The organism is Thermotoga sp. KOL6 (genome assembly GCF_002866025.1).
Classification (GTDB): Bacteria; Thermotogota; Thermotogae; order Thermotogales; family Thermotogaceae; genus Thermotoga.
The window spans coordinates 359,492-376,043 of record NZ_LNDE01000001.1 but is presented as its reverse complement, the minus strand read 5'-3'; the positions used below and the strand labels follow the sequence as shown (position 1 = coordinate 376,043).

The window sequence follows — 16,552 nt, the reverse complement described above, 5'->3', positions numbered from 1 at the left end:
AATTTCATGGAACTGATTGTCAATGGTGAAGAGTTGAAAAATTGGGTGTATTTGCTTGATAAACTCGTTGGAACAACAGAACCGAGTGCGAGGTTTATCAGTTTTTTCTTCAGGGAAGGTCTTTGGATCAGTGCTAGTGATAATTGTGCGAGTTTGGAAATATTTTTAGGAAAAATACCGAAATTCGAAGGAAGTAGAATCGTTTCTCTTGATTTGGTGAAATTCTTCTTGAGTGATATAAAAGTCAAAGAACTTCACATCACAATCTCTCAAGATAGACTCGCCTTGAAGGCGGGGAGTGAAATCCTAGATGTCAAATGCAAGGTAGGAGAAGTTCCTCAAGAGGATGGAGAAGAAAGATTTCTTTGTACCCTTGTGAAAAGGGAATTTGAAAGTGCCCTGAATTTTTCCAGTGCAAACTTAGATGAGGGAGAATTTTTGATTCTTCTGTTCGAAGAAAAGGATGTTTTCATGTTTGGACCATCTTCGGATGTTGTAACATTCGCTCAGATTTCTGCTGTGCCAAGGGTTACTTTTTCTTTGAAAATTCCTTATGTAACCGTTCGACATGTTTTCAAGGCTCTTCAAAAGTTGAACATCCAAACCCTCGATTTTTACGAAAAAGAAGACAAATTGGTTGTGAAGTACCCGCGGATGATCATGAAAATTTGTGGTGACAAAGTGAGTCTGGAAGAGCAAAGAACTTTGGAGTCCTTTTTAAACGCAAAAACTGTGGAAGAACTTGTGGCAAGAAAGGATGTGTTCAGCAAGCTTGTAAGAAAAGCAGCTGTGCTCTCGAAAGGATCCTATGCTACTCTTTCAAGAATCGGGGAAGTCATGAGGATTATGGTGAAACAACACAATCTGAATTACACGGCAGAACTGTTCGTAGAACCCGGCAAGAATTTTGTGGTGGTTTTTCCTTCAAAGAAGTTAAGAAGTGTTCTTGCCCGTCTCGAAAGTGACAAAGTCATACTCGAAATTACAGAAGAATTCTTGAAAATTTCCAATTCCTCAAGAACGCGAATTGCCTTTCTTGAGCTTGAAAAGCTCCCTTAACTCTTCCTCGGAAAAGACGTATCTTCTGCTACACCATTTACAAATTACCTCTCCTTTTCCTTCTTTAATCATGTCTTCCAACTCATTCTCATCCAATACGAGGAGAGCTTCTCGAGCTTTTTCCTTACTACAATCGCATCTATAAGTTATTTCTGCCATTTCAACGAAGCCCACTTTTTCCCCGAATATTCTTTCCAAAACATCCAATGGTTCTGCTTCTTGGAAAAGTTTCGTAACGTAAGGCAGGTTTTTTATGTTCTTTTCAATCATCTCCACTTTTTCATTTTCGAGCGTTTTGTCTATGATTTGAACGGCAAATCCCCCTGCTATTTTTACACCTGTTGTGTCAACAAGTACCCCAAGTGAAAAAGCAGACGGAATCTGCTCAGACACGGTAAAGTAATAAGCCAGATCTTCAGCAATTTCTCCGCTCACCAAGGGAACTTGCGAAACGAAGGGAGTTTTCAGTCCAAGATCTCTTATCACTCGAAGGACACCTTTTCCAATGGCCCCAGCCACATCGAATTTTCCTTTTTCATTAAGGGGCAGTTCCACAGAAGGATTGGCTACGTATCCTCTGACTGTAAATTCGCTTGTTGATTGAGCAACTACTCTTCTTATCGGACCGTCTCCCTCTATGTCCAGTGTCCATCTTTCTTTTTCTCCAAGCCAAGGGGTTACCAAGGCGGCTCCGATGAGTGCTCTCCCAAGGACGACAGTTGCTAGATAGGATAGCTCGTGGAGTTTCCTCGCTTCTTCTACAACCTCTTTCATGCGGACTATCGAAAATCTCACTTTGTGATCAAAGATCGTTCCATAATAAATCATACTATCCTCTCCCATTCCTTTGCTATAACCCTCGCCAATTCGAAATCACTCTTGAAAGTTACTTTGAAACAGAAACTGTCACCTTCAACTATGGAAAAATTCACTCCAAGTCGGCGAACGGCTGGTTCGGTATCGTCGAACCATTCCCCTCCGTTTTCATGTGCTTTTTTGAGAATCTCATAGGAAAAGGCTTGAGGTGTTTGGATCCTGTAGATACCTTCCCTCGATACGTACTCAACCTTCGAATTCTTCACCCTTATCAAAGCGTCTGAATTTTTCAAAGCAAGTGTTGCCACCCCAGTTTCTTTTGCTTTTCTTATAACCTCTTCAACATATTTTTTCCTCAAGAATGGACGTGCAGAGTCGTGTATGATCACGTACGATGGTGAGATATTTTTCAAGAAATTGAGAGCGTTTCTAACGCTTTGAGTACGGGTGTTTCCTCCCTCTATAACTCCCAGAACCTTTTCGTGAGAAGTTCTCTCTTTCACAACATCTATCCAGTCTTTGAGAGTTACTATCACTATACCGTCTATACATTCACTTTCCAGAAAAGTACGAAGTGGATACTCAAAGAGCATCTTTCCTTCGATCATGAGAAATTGTTTGGGAACTTCTCCTCCAAATCTTTCACCTTTCCCAGCAGCAAGCAATACAGCGATATTCATATTTTTTCTTTCTCCTTCTTCTTTTTCTGGTATTGATGGAAATAGTTTAACTTCAAAGTGGACAAAATACCTTCCATTTCACGGCGCGTTTCTTCATCTACGAGATCTTTGATCTTACCGAATACCGCGTCCAAAGTGTCTATACCCAATCGTGCCTCGTCTAGATCTTGATAGTAGTCACCGTATTCGTCCCTCGTTAGTCCCAATCTTGCCCAGCATCTTGCGCTAATGGTGTTGAAAAAGAGGAGGATAAGATCCTTCAAGGTGAGCTTTTCTTTCTTTTCTTCCATGGATCTTCACCTCCTCTCCAATTTCAAGCCGTAATCGTCAGCGTCCACTATCACATGATCACCTTCTTGAATTTCTCCTTCCAACATTTTATCTGCTATCATAGATTCGAGTTCCAACTCTATGATTCTTCTTAGTGGTCTTGCACCAAGAGACGGGACGTAACCCGCCTCTGCCAGGTATTCCTTGGCTTTTTCGGTGAGTTCAAGGGTGATCTTCTTCTCTTTCAGAAGATCTTCCAGTTGTTTCACCATTATTTCCACAATTTTCTTAACTTCATCAACATTAAGTGGTTTGAAGAAGACAACAGCATCTATTCTGTTCAGAAATTCCGGTTTGAATGTCTTTCGGAGTTCTTTTTCTATTTCAAATCGAACATTTTCTGAAAATTCAACGATTTTTTCGCTACCAATATTACTTGTCATTATTATTATCGTGTTTCTGAAATCAACGGTGTTACCTTTTCCATCAGTTAAACGTCCATCTTCAAATACCTGGAGGAGAACATTGAATACGTCTGGGTGAGCTTTTTCTATTTCGTCGAGCAAAACAACGCTGTAAGGTCTTCTCCTTACCGCCTCCGTGAGTTGGCCTCCCTCTTCGTAACCAACGTATCCAGGAGGGGCTCCGATGAGTCTCGCAACAGAATGTTTCTCCATATATTCACTCATATCCAATCTTATCATCGCATCTTCACTACCGAAAAGTACATCCGCGAGCGTTTTTGCGAGCTCTGTTTTTCCAACTCCTGTGGGTCCGAGGAAGAGAAAGACACCTATCGGTCTCTTCGGATTTTTTATCCCTACTCTGGCGCGTCTGATGGTCCGTGCTACAATTTTCACCGCTTCTTCTTGATTTACCAATCGTTGATGGATCAATTCTTCCAACTTCATAAGTTTTTCTTTTTCAGATTCCATGATACGGGATACAGGTATTCCAGTCCACTGTTCCACAACTTTTGCAACAACACTTTCGTCGACTACTGGTTCTATCTTTTCTTGAGTTTTTCTCATCTCTTCGTACTTTTCTTTCAATTTTTGATACTCTATTTTTAATCTTGCTGCTTCCTCGTATTCTCCTTTCACCACAGCATCGTTGATTTTGTCCTCTAGCGTTCTCATCTCTTCTTCTAGTTTCAGAAGTTCTTCTGAGGGGTAAGATGACTCCAATCTCACATAAGCTGCCGCTTCATCTATGAGATCGACTGCTTTATCCGGAAGAAATCTGTTTGTTATATATCTAGCTGACAATCTTGCCGCTGCTTCCAACGCGTTATCTGTTATTTTCACCCCGTGGTGTTCTTCAAACGTTTTTCTGAGCCCTTTCAGTATCTCTATCGTTTGCTCCACAGTGGGTTCTTCCACTAAAACCGGTTGGAATCTTCTCTCAAGCGCTCTGTCTTTCTCTATGTATTTTCTGTACTCTTCAACCGTAGTAGCGCCTATTATTTGTATCTCTCCCGTTGTCAACTCTGGTTTCATGATATTCGCAGCATCGAGAGCTCCTTCGGCCGCCCCCGCTCCTACGACGGTATGAACTTCGTCTATGAAAAGAATGACTTCTCCTTTTTTTCTCTTGAGTTCATCAAGCAACCGCTTGAGTCTTTCTTCAAAATCTCCTCTGAATCGTGTTCCAGCGATGAGTCTTCCCATATCTAATTTCAGAATTCTAACGTTTCTCAGAAAGAGTGGAACTTTTCCTTCAACAATTCTTTGGGCCAATCCTTCGACAACGGCTGTTTTCCCTACTCCTGGATCACCTATGAGGACGGGATTGTTTTTTGTTCGGCGAGAAAGTATCTGTATCACCCTTCTGATTTCTCTTTCACGGTCTACGACAGGCATCAGCTTTCTTTCACGAGCGAGCTGAGTGAGATCCTCAGTAAATCGTGCCAACGCTTCCACATTTTCGGCTTCGTCAGATTTTCCTGTTGATCTTACATGTTTTATCGCCTCATAAACCTTTTCTGGAGTTACACCGTACCTCGAGAGTATTCTGAAAGCTGTGGAGTCCGGAGAGAGGACCATACCAAGTATGAGGTGTTCTGTACCTATTTTCGTATCGCCCATCCTGCGTGCTTCCTCTCTGGCCCTTTCTATGACATGTCTGGCGTCGGGTGTTATGAAAATTTGTGAAACAGTGGTTCCTTCTGGGAGTCTGACACCGTATTTTCCTATAAAGGTTTCAACTTCGTCTTTCAGTCTTCTTATATCTACGTTTATCTCTTTCAAGATTTCTATCCCAACGTTGTTTCCTTCCTCCAATATCGCAAGCAGAATGTGTTCACTAGAAAGTTGGTTTTGTCTGTATCGCATCATTATATCTTGTATACTCATCATCACCTTTTGAGCCTTTTCTGTGTACTCTTCTAGATTGAACATCTAGTTCACCTCCTCCAGAGAAATATTACCACGGTGTGTTAATCTTTTCTTTAGTGGGTTCTGAAACTTGAAAGAAAGGGGATGAATCATGAAAAAAAATATTCTACTCTCGCTGGTCATCGGCGTTGGAGCGATAGTCCTCATAATGTCACTTGCGGGTAGTAGAGAGGTTTGGAAAGACTTTCAAGATCTAAACTTAGATTATCTCTTTTGGCTTTCTCTCAACCTTTTTACCATTGTTTCTATCGATGCTCTCAGGACGAAAATTCTTCTCAAGGATGTTTCTTTCAAAACGTGTGTTTTGAATTCTCTGTGGGGCTTTTACGCTGGAGCGGTAACACCTTTCGCGGCAGGGGGTCAGCCTTTCCAAATATATCATCTTGTGAAGTCCGGTGTGCCCTTTGAAAAGGCCGCTTCTACCATAGCTATGAGATTTTTCTCTTCATTTTCTTTCACGATCGTTTCTGGTTTTGTCTTTTTCCTTCTATATCTCGATATTTTCAGATCTTTGGGAATAATCGGGGATTTTTTCTTCGTGGGTATTGTTCTCGCGTTTTTCTTTTACATTTTCATAATCTTTCTTTCTTTCAGTCAGAGATTTCTAGAAAGATTCTTTCTTTCCAAAGTTGTTCTAAAAATCATAAGATTCTTCTCTAGAAAGGCTCAAGAAGAGGTGAGAAGTTTCGTGAGAGAGAGAATCATCGGGTACGTCTCCACCGTGAAAGCATTTTGGAAAGATTCAAGAATAAAATTTTTCTTCATCGTTTTACTTTCCGCTTTGATGATAGTGTTGATTCACGCGAGTACTTATCTTTCTCTGAAGGCTGTGAATGGACAGGTTGAGGTGTCCTTGTTTCAAATTATCAGTGTTCAACTTGCCTTGAGTTTGGTTGTATATTTTGTTCCCACTCCGGGAGCCAGTGGGGCGGTTGAAATAGCTTATTATGTAGTTTATTCCAACATCGTTTCCAAAGCAGAAGCAATGATATCCTTGCTAGTTTGGAGGTTCTTCAATTACTATTTGTTCATAGTGATCGGAATATTTCTCGGAATCAACAGACTAACAAAAAAACCGGAGGAAGAAGCCTCCGGTTGATCTATTTTGGTGCCGAGGGCGGGACTTGAACCCGCACGGGCCGAAGCCCACATGGCCCTCAACCATGCGTGTCTGCCAGTTCCACCACCTCGGCAACTCCGGAATATATATTAACACATCTTCCTGTTCTTTTCAAGTCCTCATGTTTGGAGAAATGATCGGCTATTCCATGAAAAATTGTCAAGTGTGTTCAGCGTTTTAATTTTGAGCGGATGTTATTCTTACAGCACTTTCATAGCTCTACTGTACTGCTCTCGCACGAATCAAAGATGATCAGCATTGGTATGCAAAAATGTCTACTATAATAGATAACTCTTTTTCAACAGGTTTAAACAAAATATTGAGTTCAACAATATTCTATCGTTACCTCTTTTCCATGTTCTCTAAGGATCCTTGCGAGCTCCTCGACTATGTTTTTTCTTATCGAAATACTCGCAGGGAGATCTGGATTTTGATAAAAGGGATTTATACTTTGCCCCATGATGATATGAACGGTATCTGCGTTTATCAAAAGTTTTGCAAGTTCAAGAGCTGCATTTCTATCGGATGGAAGTTTGAGTTCGTCGAAATCCGATGTTTTCAAGTATTCCAAGGTTTTTGTCATGGTAAGAACTCCTTCTGTTACGAGATCAATTCCCTCAAGCTTTCCCATTGGGGGAATTTCAGGCCTTGCTGTGGATATATCCATCTCCGGTTCTTTTCCAAGAATCCTTGAAACTATATTGACTGTTGTACCACCACAAACTACCTTTTTCCCCGGGAGAGATAGGAATTTTTTAACGATCTTCTCATCATCTTCTTTATTCAGTGGGGGACCTGTGAATACGATGAGATTTTCTTTTTCTTTAACAAGAATTCCCACTACTGTTGCATCATCTCCACACTTTCCATTGTAGTAATTGTTGACAACATCAATAACATTTTCAACAACAAGCCTTGGATTTCCGTATTTTCTCAATAGTTTTTGGATGTATTCTGCAACATTCTCCCAGCCCCATCCAAAATTTAAAAATTCACCAAGTCCAGCGTACATAACACCGTCACTTATCAAGCCTATGAAATCACCGGGTTCCAACTTGAGTTCCCAAATCTTAACAATCTTCCCCGCGAAAACTTTTTGTTTCGGCTTTTCCAGGATGATAGCGCCATCAACGATGATCATAGGATCGGGATTATCGAAATTCGTTATCTTAACATTTCCATTTGGAAGACCTTGAACGATCGTAAAAGTAGAGTAAGCGATCCCTCTTTCTTTACATATAGGAAGGGTTTTTGTTACTGTATCCACAGTTTCGGTCAGATCCACTCCTTCCTTTAGCATGGTGGATATTATCTCGGAAGTTAAAGTTGCCAGAATATTGGCTTTTACACCGCTTCCAAGACCATCTGACAGAACCGCTATAAAGGAGTTTGGAGAGTTGAGAGTCTTTACTACATCTCCACACAACTCTTCATTATATTTGTTCAAACTTTTGAAATAGCATTCGTACTTCACTTCCGTCATCCAGTTTCCTCCTCTTTGGTTATCAGATCGAGTACTTTCAAAAGGGACGCTTTTGTTTCTGCAACAGTCTCTCCAAGAAGTCCTGCTATTTCTTGTGCTATTTCCATTTGTTTATTGATGACTTTCTTCGCTTTTTCTATTGTTTCCTCTCTTATTCTTAGAAGCTCCCTTTCGTGTTCTTCTTCAATTTTTCTGAACTGATATTGGATGCAGAGATCCCATGGTATCAAACCATTTATAACAGCAATGGCTCTGTCCTTGCAAGTATGGTAACCACAAGCTCCACAGTTTAAGGGTTTCTCTAACATTCCTATTTTTTTCAATATCTCGTTTATTTCCTCTTCTTTTGGGATCTTATAATCGACTTTCTCTGGTTTATAACACCTCGTCAAATTGAGATCTTGATACAATCTTTTCAACTCCACTCGCCTGTTATTTAGTTTCCTCAAAGTATGCTCAACCACCCTTTTTCTTTTTTCAAAAATTTCAAGATCATTTCTTATACCAGGTCCTCCGATGCATCCACCATCGCAGTAAAGAACTTCTGCTAGGACAGGATTTTCATCATCTTGCCCTTTTTGAATGTTCTTAAAGTATTTTCTGAGAAACTTAACCATGTTCCATTTTCCTTCAATAACAACAACATCTTTATCTAGAACCATATCAAAATCTTCTTGAAGGTAATAGCCCACGGTTTTTGCAAGTCCGCCCACAACAGGATATGAAAGACCGTAGAGTGAATTGAACTCATCTGGGAAAGATTCTTCCAACATTTTCAAATTCAACTTGCTACTTTCAAAAAATTCATCTACTTCTTCGAAAGTCAGTGCAAGATCGACATCACCTTTAACTTCATCTTGGACAATTTCCGATTTTTTGGAGATACATGGTCCTATGAAGACAATCTTTGCTTCAGGATGTTGTTTTCTTGCATACCTTGCTATAGCTATCATAGGACTCACTGCTGTGGATAATCTATCAATGAGTTCTGGAATCCATTTTTTTATGTAATTGACAACAGTTGGACATGGCGAAGCTATGACTTTCTTTCCTGATTTTATCTCTTCAGCAATCACCATAGATGAGAGCTCAGCACCTGTAGCAACCTCATGCACTGCGATAGCTCCCACCTTTTTGAGAGCGGTTATGAACTTGTACGGCTCATCATAATGAGCAACGTAGGATGGTGCAACAATTGCTACGACCTTTTCTTCTGTCAACCACTTTCTGAAGATATCGATCTGTTTTAAATAGGATCGTGCACCTTCTGGACAAACTTCGATGCATGCGCCACAGACAATGCACATTTGCGGAACTATATCCACGTGACTTTCTTCCACGATGTTAGAATTAACTTCACACGCTCTCACACAGCTCATACATCTTACGCATTTATCTGGATTCGTGAGAATTATGTTGATCACTATTCTTTTCCTCCTTGGATTATCTTCAAAAGATTCAAAAGGGACGCTTTTGTTTCTGCAACAGTCTCTCCAAGAAGACTCGCTATCTCCTGCGCAACTTCCATTTGCTTCAAGATCACATCGTTTATCTTATTTATAGTTCCTAACTTTATTTCGGCGAGTTCTTTTTTCTTTTTTTCTTCGGAAGTTATATCGACCAGTATTCCCGCAGCGAGGTCTTTACCGGGTATCTTGAAGGCTATGAATCTAACTGTGACTCCGTACGATGGGAAGACTATTTTATCTTTTGTAACTGATTCTCCAGATTCGAAGACTTTTTTGAAAATATCTATACCTGCTCTTCCTAAAAGTCTTTCAATATAGAAACCACGGGCATTTTCGTGTTTTATCTGAAACATGTGTTCAAATGAAGGATTTGATTCCACTATCTTCATATCTTTGTCCACTATGACAAGACCGTTGGGATCATACTTCCAGAACAGCTCCAAAATACTCTTTTCCATTTTCAATCCTCCAATAGAGGTAGTATCTCTTTTTCAAAAACTTCTTTGGCATTTTCTGGCGTAACATTTTTTATAATCCGATCTTCGAACTTTATAACAACTGCTTCTAAACAGGGTCCCAAACAGAACGAACCTTTTAAAATGATTTTGTCTTTCAAACCATGTGTCTCAATCATCTCCTCGAATATCTTAGCTATCTTTTCCGCTCCTTTGAGATGACAAGCACTTCCAAGGCATACGTAAAGCTTTTTCACATTATCACCTTCTGCGTTAACATCTTTTTAAGATTTGCTTTGGCAACAGCGGGATCAATCAGGATGCCAGGGCCTGCCACACATCCTCCATCACATCCCATGCCTTCAAATATATTTACTTTCAGTTTACCATCTTTTACGTCTTTCAAGAGTTGAGCGCATTCTGATATTCCGTTTGCAAACACATGGATCAAAGAGTCTGCAACTTTATCATCAGCAAGTTTCCTGACATAGTAACGCACTGCTTCTCCAACTCCTCCGGTGTAGGCGAAATTCCATCCATACGGAGTAGCGGGTCTTGGTTTCTCTCCTTTAAGGGACATAGGTTCGATTCCGAACGCTGTGAATATCGCCCCTATTTCTTCGAAAGTTATGACGTAATCTGGTATTCCAGCGTTTTTGGCTTCCATTTTTTTAGCTATACAAGGTCCTATGAAAACTGTTTTATGATCTGGGAATTCTTCTCTAAGCTTTCTGGAAAGCATGATCATAGGTGATGGAACTGGTGATATGTTATTTGCAAGATCTGGGAAGTTGTTCTTGACAAAATGAACGAATGCTGGGCAACAGGAAGTTAGCATCAATTCATTATTTTTCAGAAGGTGCTCAGCCTCAGCTTCTGCTACCATGTCCGCTCCTATTGCTACTTCAAAAATATCGGAAAATCCTGCTTTTTTCAAAGCTTCTCTGAATTGAGCTATAGAAACCTTGCTACCAAATTGTGCAACAGCAGATGGGGCATATATTCCTATGATCTTTTTGTTCGATGTAAGTTCGTGAAGTACCTGAAGAAGCTGTGAAGGTGTCTCTATAGCACCGAAAGGACAAGCAATGTAGCAAGCTCCACAAGCAGAACATTTTTTATGATCGATTTCCATACTTCCTTCTTCTGATGGATGAATAGCATTGACATAACACATTTTTTCACAAGGCCTTTCGAGTTTTATTATCGCTTGATAAGGGCACGCAGAAGCACACAAACCACAGTTCACACATTTGCTGTAATCTATCTGAGCTCTGTTATCCACAATAGAAATTGCACGCCTAGGACACACGTTCTCGCAAGAGTGGGCTATGCAGTTTCTGCAGAGATCTGTTACGTAATATCTACCACCAGGACATTCGCTGCATATTTTATCTATCACGTTCACAAAATTTTCTTTCTCCAAGAGTTCGGATTCTCCGGAAACGATTTCATCAAGAAAATCTGTTATTTCATATAACTCTAAATCCCTCACTTTAGAGTAGTCAAGGCCAAGAGCAAATTTCACCTTCTCCTTGAGGATCTCCCTTTCATAAAAGATTCTTACCTTGTCAGATGAGTTCTCCGGTATCAAAATACTTGGAAGCTTGGGAAGGACTTTTTTCAACTTTCCTTCTAAATAGCTTTTGGCCAGTTCTATATACAATCTTCGTCTTGTTTTTATTATGTTATTAAGAACAAGTCTTCTCAAATTTTATCTCCCCTTTCTAGTATTTCCATGATCACTCTTTTCAGATCGTCTGGAGTCATATTCTCGTAATACTGTCCTTCCACTTTCACAATAGGTGGTTTCATGTGTCCATGACAAACGTCGAAACAGGGGGATAATTTGTAGTCTATTTTTTCCTTTATCCAACTTGGAAGACTTTCCAGAGTATCTACCAAGGCATAAGAACCCATTATATGACAAGTTGTTCCAACGCATATCTCCACCTTTACTTTACTCACACAGTTCACCCCTTTCGGCATCCCATATTAAAAGTTCTCATCGTGTATTATCTTAGAATTTATCTTTCGATCATTAGTTAAAAATCTGTAGAGAACGAGAAAAAAATTTGTGAACATTTTCGCATGTAATCTTCTGCACCGTTATGAAATTTTATAACTAAGAAGGGGCAGTTTGTTTTCACTTAGCACCTCATCAATACTTTATTTTTTGATTCAGGATGTTTTGGCATTTTACTTTTCTCCGAGAACATTTCTCTCTGTCATCTTCTATCTGATTTGCCTAAACAATTATGTTGTATCCTTATGTTAATGCTTATACATTAAAAATGCTAGTCACACTATCTTTTTAAACACGTGGGATTAGCTTGTTGGCTCATTACTCCATTGTGCTTCTTTAAGATCAATTACGATTCGTTCCCAATATCTTTTCGAATGAAAACCTGTATTTGGCCCGATTGCTCTAATGAGTGGTTCGATTCATTTTGCTTTGTAAAATAGTTGACAGAATTTTAAATATATGGTACACTTCTTAAGACAATAGTAAATGAAATTTATATATTAAATGGGAGTGTAACATTATGTTTTCTGTGAGAAAAGCAACAAAATATAGAAATGCTTTTGAAATTTTAGAGTTGTTGTTGAATCACAGTGTATCAAGATCAGAGATATCCGAAATAACAGGCCTTACCAGAACAACGGTTGGAAATGTTGTGAAAACATTTATAGATCTTGGTTTTGTAGAAGAGAAAAGGGGAAAGAGGAAAAACGTACCAGGTGCAGGAAGAAAGCCTATACCCCTAGAGATCATTCCCTCTTCTCTCTATGCAATTGGTGTTGGTGTGCTTCGACATCAAGCCATAGGATGCCTCATAGATGCTAAAGGGAAGCTTCTATTATATGAGATGAGTCCTGTGTTTGAAAAGAAAAATGCTGAAGAAGTCATCAAAAATATCACGCATGTTATCGATAATTTGTTAGAAAAAGCAAATAAAGAGTCTCTCAAAGTGAAGACAATAGGACTTGGTATACCAGGCCCCTTGGATCCTATAAAAGGTATGGTTTTGAAGCCTCCTAAGTTTTCTAACTTCGAAAATATTCCCCTTGTTCAATTGCTCTACGACAAATACGGAATAGACGTTTGGATAGAAAATGACGCAGATATGGCAGCACTTGGAGAGAAACGTTACGGTGGAGGAAGAACCATAAACAACCTTATATACATTCATATAAGCGAAGGGGTAGGTGCTGGAATCATTGTGGACAACCACCTGTACCGTGGAAAGATTGGTTATGCAGGAGAGGTAGGGCACATTCTGCTTGAAAGGAATGGAAACTTCGTGTATTTCGAAGATGCATACGGTATGGATGTGGTTATTGAGAAAGCAAAATCTGAGATAAATGGCAATATTTCGAAGTTACAGGATATAACGGAAAGAGTCAAAAAAGGAGACAAAAAAGCGGAGGAACTCATAAAAGAGATAGCTAAGGATTTTGGCCTTTTAATTCTTTCATTGGTCCACACACTAGGAATACCCGATGTATTCATAGGAGGAAAATATCAACTTCTAGGGGATATTTTTATCGAGGAAATAAGAGAAATTGTGAAAAAATACGGAATTTTTGGAACGAAGATCAAGATTCAATATTCACATTTGGGAGATATGGCTATACCTTTAGGAGCTGCCTCACATGCTGTTGTTATGTATCTGAAGAAACTTATTATTATGAAAGAGTACAAAACGAGCCCAAAAAGAATTTTCTCCATTCTATACTAAAAGGGGGGATATTTCATGAGAAAGTTTGTAACTCTACTCATTTTGATAGCAGCAATGCTTGTGGTTTCAGCTTCCGAAAAATTGGTAATCTATCACTGGTGGACGGCTGGTGGTGAGAGGCAAGCTATAGACAAACTATTTGAATTGTTCAAGAAAGCTTATCCAGACATTGAAATTGTTGAAAATCCAATTGTTGGAGGAGGGGGCACCACATTAAGAACCGTCCTCATGGGGCTTCTCGCAGCTGGTATGCCACCTGATACTTTCCAGTCGCTTAGTGGTGCAGACTTAAAAAACTATGTAGATGGTGGCTACCTAGCACCTGTTGATGATATTTGGAAAGAACAAAATCTTGATGAAAACTTCCCGCCTCTCATGAAAAAGATGGTGACATTTAATGGCCATGTCTACGCGATACCAATGAGCATCCATCGAGCTAATTGGTTGTTGTATAACAAAAAGATATTCGACGAATTAAATATACAACCACCTAAGAACGTTGAAGAGCTCTTGGAAGTAGCAAAAACAATAAAACAAAAACGACCGGATTTGTGGCCTATAACGCTCGGAACAAGAGACAAGTTTACTGTTGTATTTCTGTTTGATACTATATTGCTATCTGTAGGTGGTCCTGACATTTATGAAAAGTTCTATACAGGTCAACTTGATGTCAAAAGTGAACCTCTTCTCAGAAAAGCCTTTGAATATTTTGCAGAACTTGTACCGTATATCTATCCATATCACAGTGCTCAAACCTGGGATCAGGCTCTTGGAAGAAAGGATTGGGTGATGATGGTAATAGGGGATTTTGCGGTTGGGTATATGATAGCCACGGGTAAAAAATATGGCGTTGATTGGGGGGCTGTCCCATTTCCAGCAGAGCCAAACGTTTTCTTAATGATCGTGGATACATTTACTCTCCCAAAGAAGGCCAAAAATGTTGATGCAGCCAGAAAATGGTTAAAGTTTATAGCTGAACCCGAACCTGAGAAGGAATTTACAATAATAAAGGGATCTATAGCACCACACAAACTGGTACCAGTGGAAGCATATCCTGATGAAGTAAGGAGGATAGACATAAGAGATTTCAGAAATGCTCGGATAGTTCCAAGTTCTATACATGGTGTTCTCGCACCGGAATCTTTCTTGAGTGAATATCAGGACATTCTTGTGAATTTCCTCTATAGTCCAGATATTGATAGGGTATTAAACCAAATAGATAACGCTATGAAATTTTACAAAGTAAAGGAAAACAGCATGTGGTATTGGCAAACAAAGTGATATAGCAATCACAAAATCTTCATATTTGAGGGGGATTTCTCCCCCTCAATTGTTAAGGTTAGGTGAGAAAGGAGGGAGATTTATAAGAGTCAGCAGAAGAACTATTTTCTTCTTCTTATTGCCCGCTTTTGTAATAATTGGAGTTCTTTATTACATGTTACTTTGGACTGTTGTAGTTTCAATGACAGATTGGGTTGGTATGAATCCAACATGGAAATTTGCTGGATTTAAGAATTACAAATTACTTTTTAGTATGCCAAGATTCTGGGTAAATATGAAAAACAATATAATCTGGCTAGTGGTTTTTGTGGTACCAACTGGTGTGTTTGGGATGATATTGGCTTATCTTTTGGAGCTCTTCCCTAGCATTTCCAGAATAGTACGGCCTATATATCTTTACCCTCTAGTGGTGGCTCCAATTGTTGCTGGGACACTATGGGCGTGGTTTTTCGATCCTCAATCGGGTGTTTTAAATTCAATACTCGATCTTGTTAATCTAAGCAATTTCAAAGCAGGATGGATAGCAGATCCAAAGCTTGCTGTATATTGCATGATAGTTGCAGGTATATGGCAAAATTTGGGATTTGCTTTAGTTCTTTACACGGCTGCCATAAGAGAAATCCCTAGGGAGCATATAGAAGCTGCAAAAGTTGATGGTGCCAATATGCGTCAGATATTTTTTCATATCGTGGTCCCTGAAATAGGGCACGCTACATTGATAATATTTTCTCTATTAGTTCTTTATACTCTTAAAGTCTTTGATTTGGTTTGGATAATGACGAGAGGTGGGCCAGGGTATGCAACGGAGGTTCTGCCTTATTTAATGTATAGGATAACTTTCAGACAGCTTCTTGTTGGAATGGGAGCCGCCGTTGCAGTTGTTATTTTGATGTTGTCTATAGTTATTTTAATTCCTTTATCAAAGTGGATGATGGCGAGGTGGATAGAGGAATGAATATTTTAAAAAATGCTGTTATCATTGTGATAATTGTTTTCCTTGCAATCGCATGGATTCTACCAGTTTATGTTATGTTTACTACATCGTTCAAAACATTAGCTGAAGTAAGTACCGGTCACTATCTTTCTTTTCCTACAAGGTTCCAATTTGAAAATTGGAAGCAAGCTTTTAATATTCTTAAACTTCCCTTAAAAAACAGCTTTATTGTAAGCCTATGCGCCACTTTTATAACGGTGTTTATCGGCTCTTGGAGTGGTTATGCTTTAGCCAGATTCAAATTTAAAGGAAGAAATGGTTTGTTCTTTATGATTGCAATCGTTACATTTCTGCCCTATCAAATATTCCTAATTCCTTTAACTAGATTGATAGTTTCTCTTGGCCTTTTTAACACATTATCAGGGATGATTCTTTCATACGTTATTCTAAACACTCCTATGGCCACTTTAATAACTTCCCTGTTTTTCAGAACCATTCCTAAAGAACTGCAGGAAGCTGCTTTTTTAGATGGATGTGGGCCTGTTATTTTTTACTTCAAAATTCTTATACCAATTTCTGTATCTGGTTTAATGTCTGCTGCTGTATTAAGTTTCGTTAACATATGGAACGAATTCATAATAGCTCTGTCCTTGAGTAGAGATCCTACAACTCGTTTGGCTATACCAGTAGTGGCAGGGTTGAAAGGATCGTACGTTGCACAGTGGAATATGTTGATGGCAGGTGCAGCCATCGTTTCGATTCCAGGTATACTAGTTCTTCTTTTCTTTGGAAAATTCTTTATAAAAGGTCTTATAGCAGGTGCTATGAAAGAGTAACGAGGTGAAA

General features: G+C 39.3%; 16 protein-coding genes and 1 tRNA gene. 6 read left to right on the top strand and 11 right to left on the bottom strand.

Annotated features, from left to right (window positions below; genetic code table 11):
* Positions 1 to 6: 6 nt before the first annotated feature.
* Positions 7 to 1,059 (top strand): hypothetical protein, encoded by a 1,053-nt coding sequence (locus AS005_RS01890; RefSeq protein WP_101509993.1) that lies wholly within the window; start codon positions 7 to 9, stop codon positions 1,057 to 1,059.
* On the opposite strand, the gene hslO is transcribed toward AS005_RS01890, so the two are convergent.
* Genes hslO through AS005_RS01870 form a run of 4 tightly spaced genes read right to left on the bottom strand, consistent with a single transcriptional unit; the run spans position 1,015 to position 5,224 of the window.
* A complete protein-coding gene (gene hslO / locus AS005_RS01885) occupies positions 1,015 to 1,887 on the bottom strand; it encodes an Hsp33 family molecular chaperone HslO (RefSeq protein WP_101509992.1) in 873 nt (290 codons plus the stop codon). The two genes, AS005_RS01890 and hslO, sit on opposite strands and share 45 nt — an antisense overlap.
* Positions 1,884 to 2,555 carry a 2-C-methyl-D-erythritol 4-phosphate cytidylyltransferase gene (ispD, locus tag AS005_RS01880; protein WP_101509991.1) on the bottom strand — a complete coding sequence of 224 codons (672 nt, stop codon included), beginning with the start codon at positions 2,553 to 2,555 and terminating at the stop codon, positions 1,884 to 1,886. The genes hslO and ispD overlap by 4 nt, the downstream gene beginning before the upstream one ends.
* Positions 2,552 to 2,845: a DUF1844 domain-containing protein gene (locus AS005_RS01875; RefSeq protein WP_101509990.1), complete on the bottom strand. Its 294-nt coding sequence runs from the start codon at positions 2,843 to 2,845 to the stop codon at positions 2,552 to 2,554. Before AS005_RS01875 ends, ispD begins: the two co-directional genes overlap by 4 nt.
* 6 nt (positions 2,846 to 2,851) lie before the next feature.
* Positions 2,852 to 5,224, bottom strand: coding sequence for an ATP-dependent Clp protease ATP-binding subunit (locus AS005_RS01870; RefSeq protein ID WP_101509989.1), 2,373 nt, complete (start codon positions 5,222 to 5,224; stop codon positions 2,852 to 2,854).
* A gap of 88 nt (positions 5,225 to 5,312) precedes the next feature.
* Between AS005_RS01870 and AS005_RS01865 the strand changes: the two genes are divergently transcribed.
* The gene (locus tag AS005_RS01865; RefSeq protein WP_101509988.1) at positions 5,313 to 6,320 is read left to right on the top strand and encodes a lysylphosphatidylglycerol synthase transmembrane domain-containing protein; all 1,008 of its coding nucleotides are present in this window, start codon (positions 5,313 to 5,315) and stop codon (positions 6,318 to 6,320) included.
* A 7-nt stretch (positions 6,321 to 6,327) separates the two neighbouring features.
* Here the strand turns inward: AS005_RS01865 and AS005_RS01860 are convergent.
* The 7 genes from AS005_RS01860 to AS005_RS01830 all read right to left on the bottom strand — a co-directional run bounded on the left by AS005_RS01860 (position 6,328) and on the right by AS005_RS01830 (position 11,716).
* A tRNA-Leu gene (locus AS005_RS01860) sits at positions 6,328 to 6,414 on the bottom strand.
* Positions 6,415 to 6,666: 252 nt separating this feature from the next.
* Positions 6,667 to 7,824, bottom strand: coding sequence for a SpoIIE family protein phosphatase (locus AS005_RS01855; RefSeq protein WP_101509987.1), 1,158 nt, complete (start codon positions 7,822 to 7,824; stop codon positions 6,667 to 6,669).
* The gene (locus tag AS005_RS01850) at positions 7,821 to 9,248 is read right to left on the bottom strand and encodes a [Fe-Fe] hydrogenase large subunit C-terminal domain-containing protein (protein ID WP_101509986.1); all 1,428 of its coding nucleotides are present in this window, start codon (positions 9,246 to 9,248) and stop codon (positions 7,821 to 7,823) included. The genes AS005_RS01855 and AS005_RS01850 overlap by 4 nt, the downstream gene beginning before the upstream one ends.
* Positions 9,248 to 9,751 (bottom strand): PAS domain-containing protein, encoded by a 504-nt coding sequence (locus tag AS005_RS01845; protein ID WP_101509985.1) that lies wholly within the window; start codon positions 9,749 to 9,751, stop codon positions 9,248 to 9,250. Before AS005_RS01845 ends, AS005_RS01850 begins: the two co-directional genes overlap by 1 nt.
* Before the next feature lie 2 nt (positions 9,752 to 9,753).
* A complete protein-coding gene (locus AS005_RS01840; protein ID WP_101509984.1) occupies positions 9,754 to 10,005 on the bottom strand; it encodes a (2Fe-2S) ferredoxin domain-containing protein in 252 nt (83 codons plus the stop codon).
* Positions 10,002 to 11,459, bottom strand: coding sequence for a monomeric [FeFe] hydrogenase (locus tag AS005_RS01835; RefSeq protein ID WP_101509983.1), 1,458 nt, complete (start codon positions 11,457 to 11,459; stop codon positions 10,002 to 10,004). The genes AS005_RS01840 and AS005_RS01835 overlap by 4 nt, the downstream gene beginning before the upstream one ends.
* Complete coding sequence (locus tag AS005_RS01830; protein WP_158241059.1) at positions 11,456 to 11,716, bottom strand: (2Fe-2S) ferredoxin domain-containing protein; 261 nt, start codon at positions 11,714 to 11,716, stop codon at positions 11,456 to 11,458. The genes AS005_RS01835 and AS005_RS01830 overlap by 4 nt, the downstream gene beginning before the upstream one ends.
* A gap of 578 nt (positions 11,717 to 12,294) precedes the next feature.
* On the opposite strand from AS005_RS01830, the gene AS005_RS01825 reads away from it, so the two are divergent.
* The 4 genes from AS005_RS01825 to AS005_RS01810 are packed head-to-tail and all read left to right on the top strand — an operon-like array spanning position 12,295 to position 16,542.
* Complete coding sequence (locus AS005_RS01825) at positions 12,295 to 13,491, top strand: ROK family transcriptional regulator (RefSeq protein ID WP_101509981.1); 1,197 nt, start codon at positions 12,295 to 12,297, stop codon at positions 13,489 to 13,491.
* A gap of 15 nt (positions 13,492 to 13,506) precedes the next feature.
* Positions 13,507 to 14,772, top strand: a complete 1,266-nt coding sequence (locus tag AS005_RS01820; RefSeq protein ID WP_101509980.1) for an ABC transporter substrate-binding protein — start codon at positions 13,507 to 13,509, stop codon at positions 14,770 to 14,772.
* A 49-nt stretch (positions 14,773 to 14,821) separates the two neighbouring features.
* Positions 14,822 to 15,727, top strand: a complete 906-nt coding sequence (locus AS005_RS01815) for a carbohydrate ABC transporter permease (RefSeq protein WP_145998120.1) — start codon at positions 14,822 to 14,824, stop codon at positions 15,725 to 15,727.
* Positions 15,724 to 16,542 carry a carbohydrate ABC transporter permease gene (locus AS005_RS01810; protein WP_101509978.1) on the top strand — a complete coding sequence of 273 codons (819 nt, stop codon included), beginning with the start codon at positions 15,724 to 15,726 and terminating at the stop codon, positions 16,540 to 16,542. Before AS005_RS01815 ends, AS005_RS01810 begins: the two co-directional genes overlap by 4 nt.
* Positions 16,543 to 16,552 lie beyond the last annotated feature (10 nt).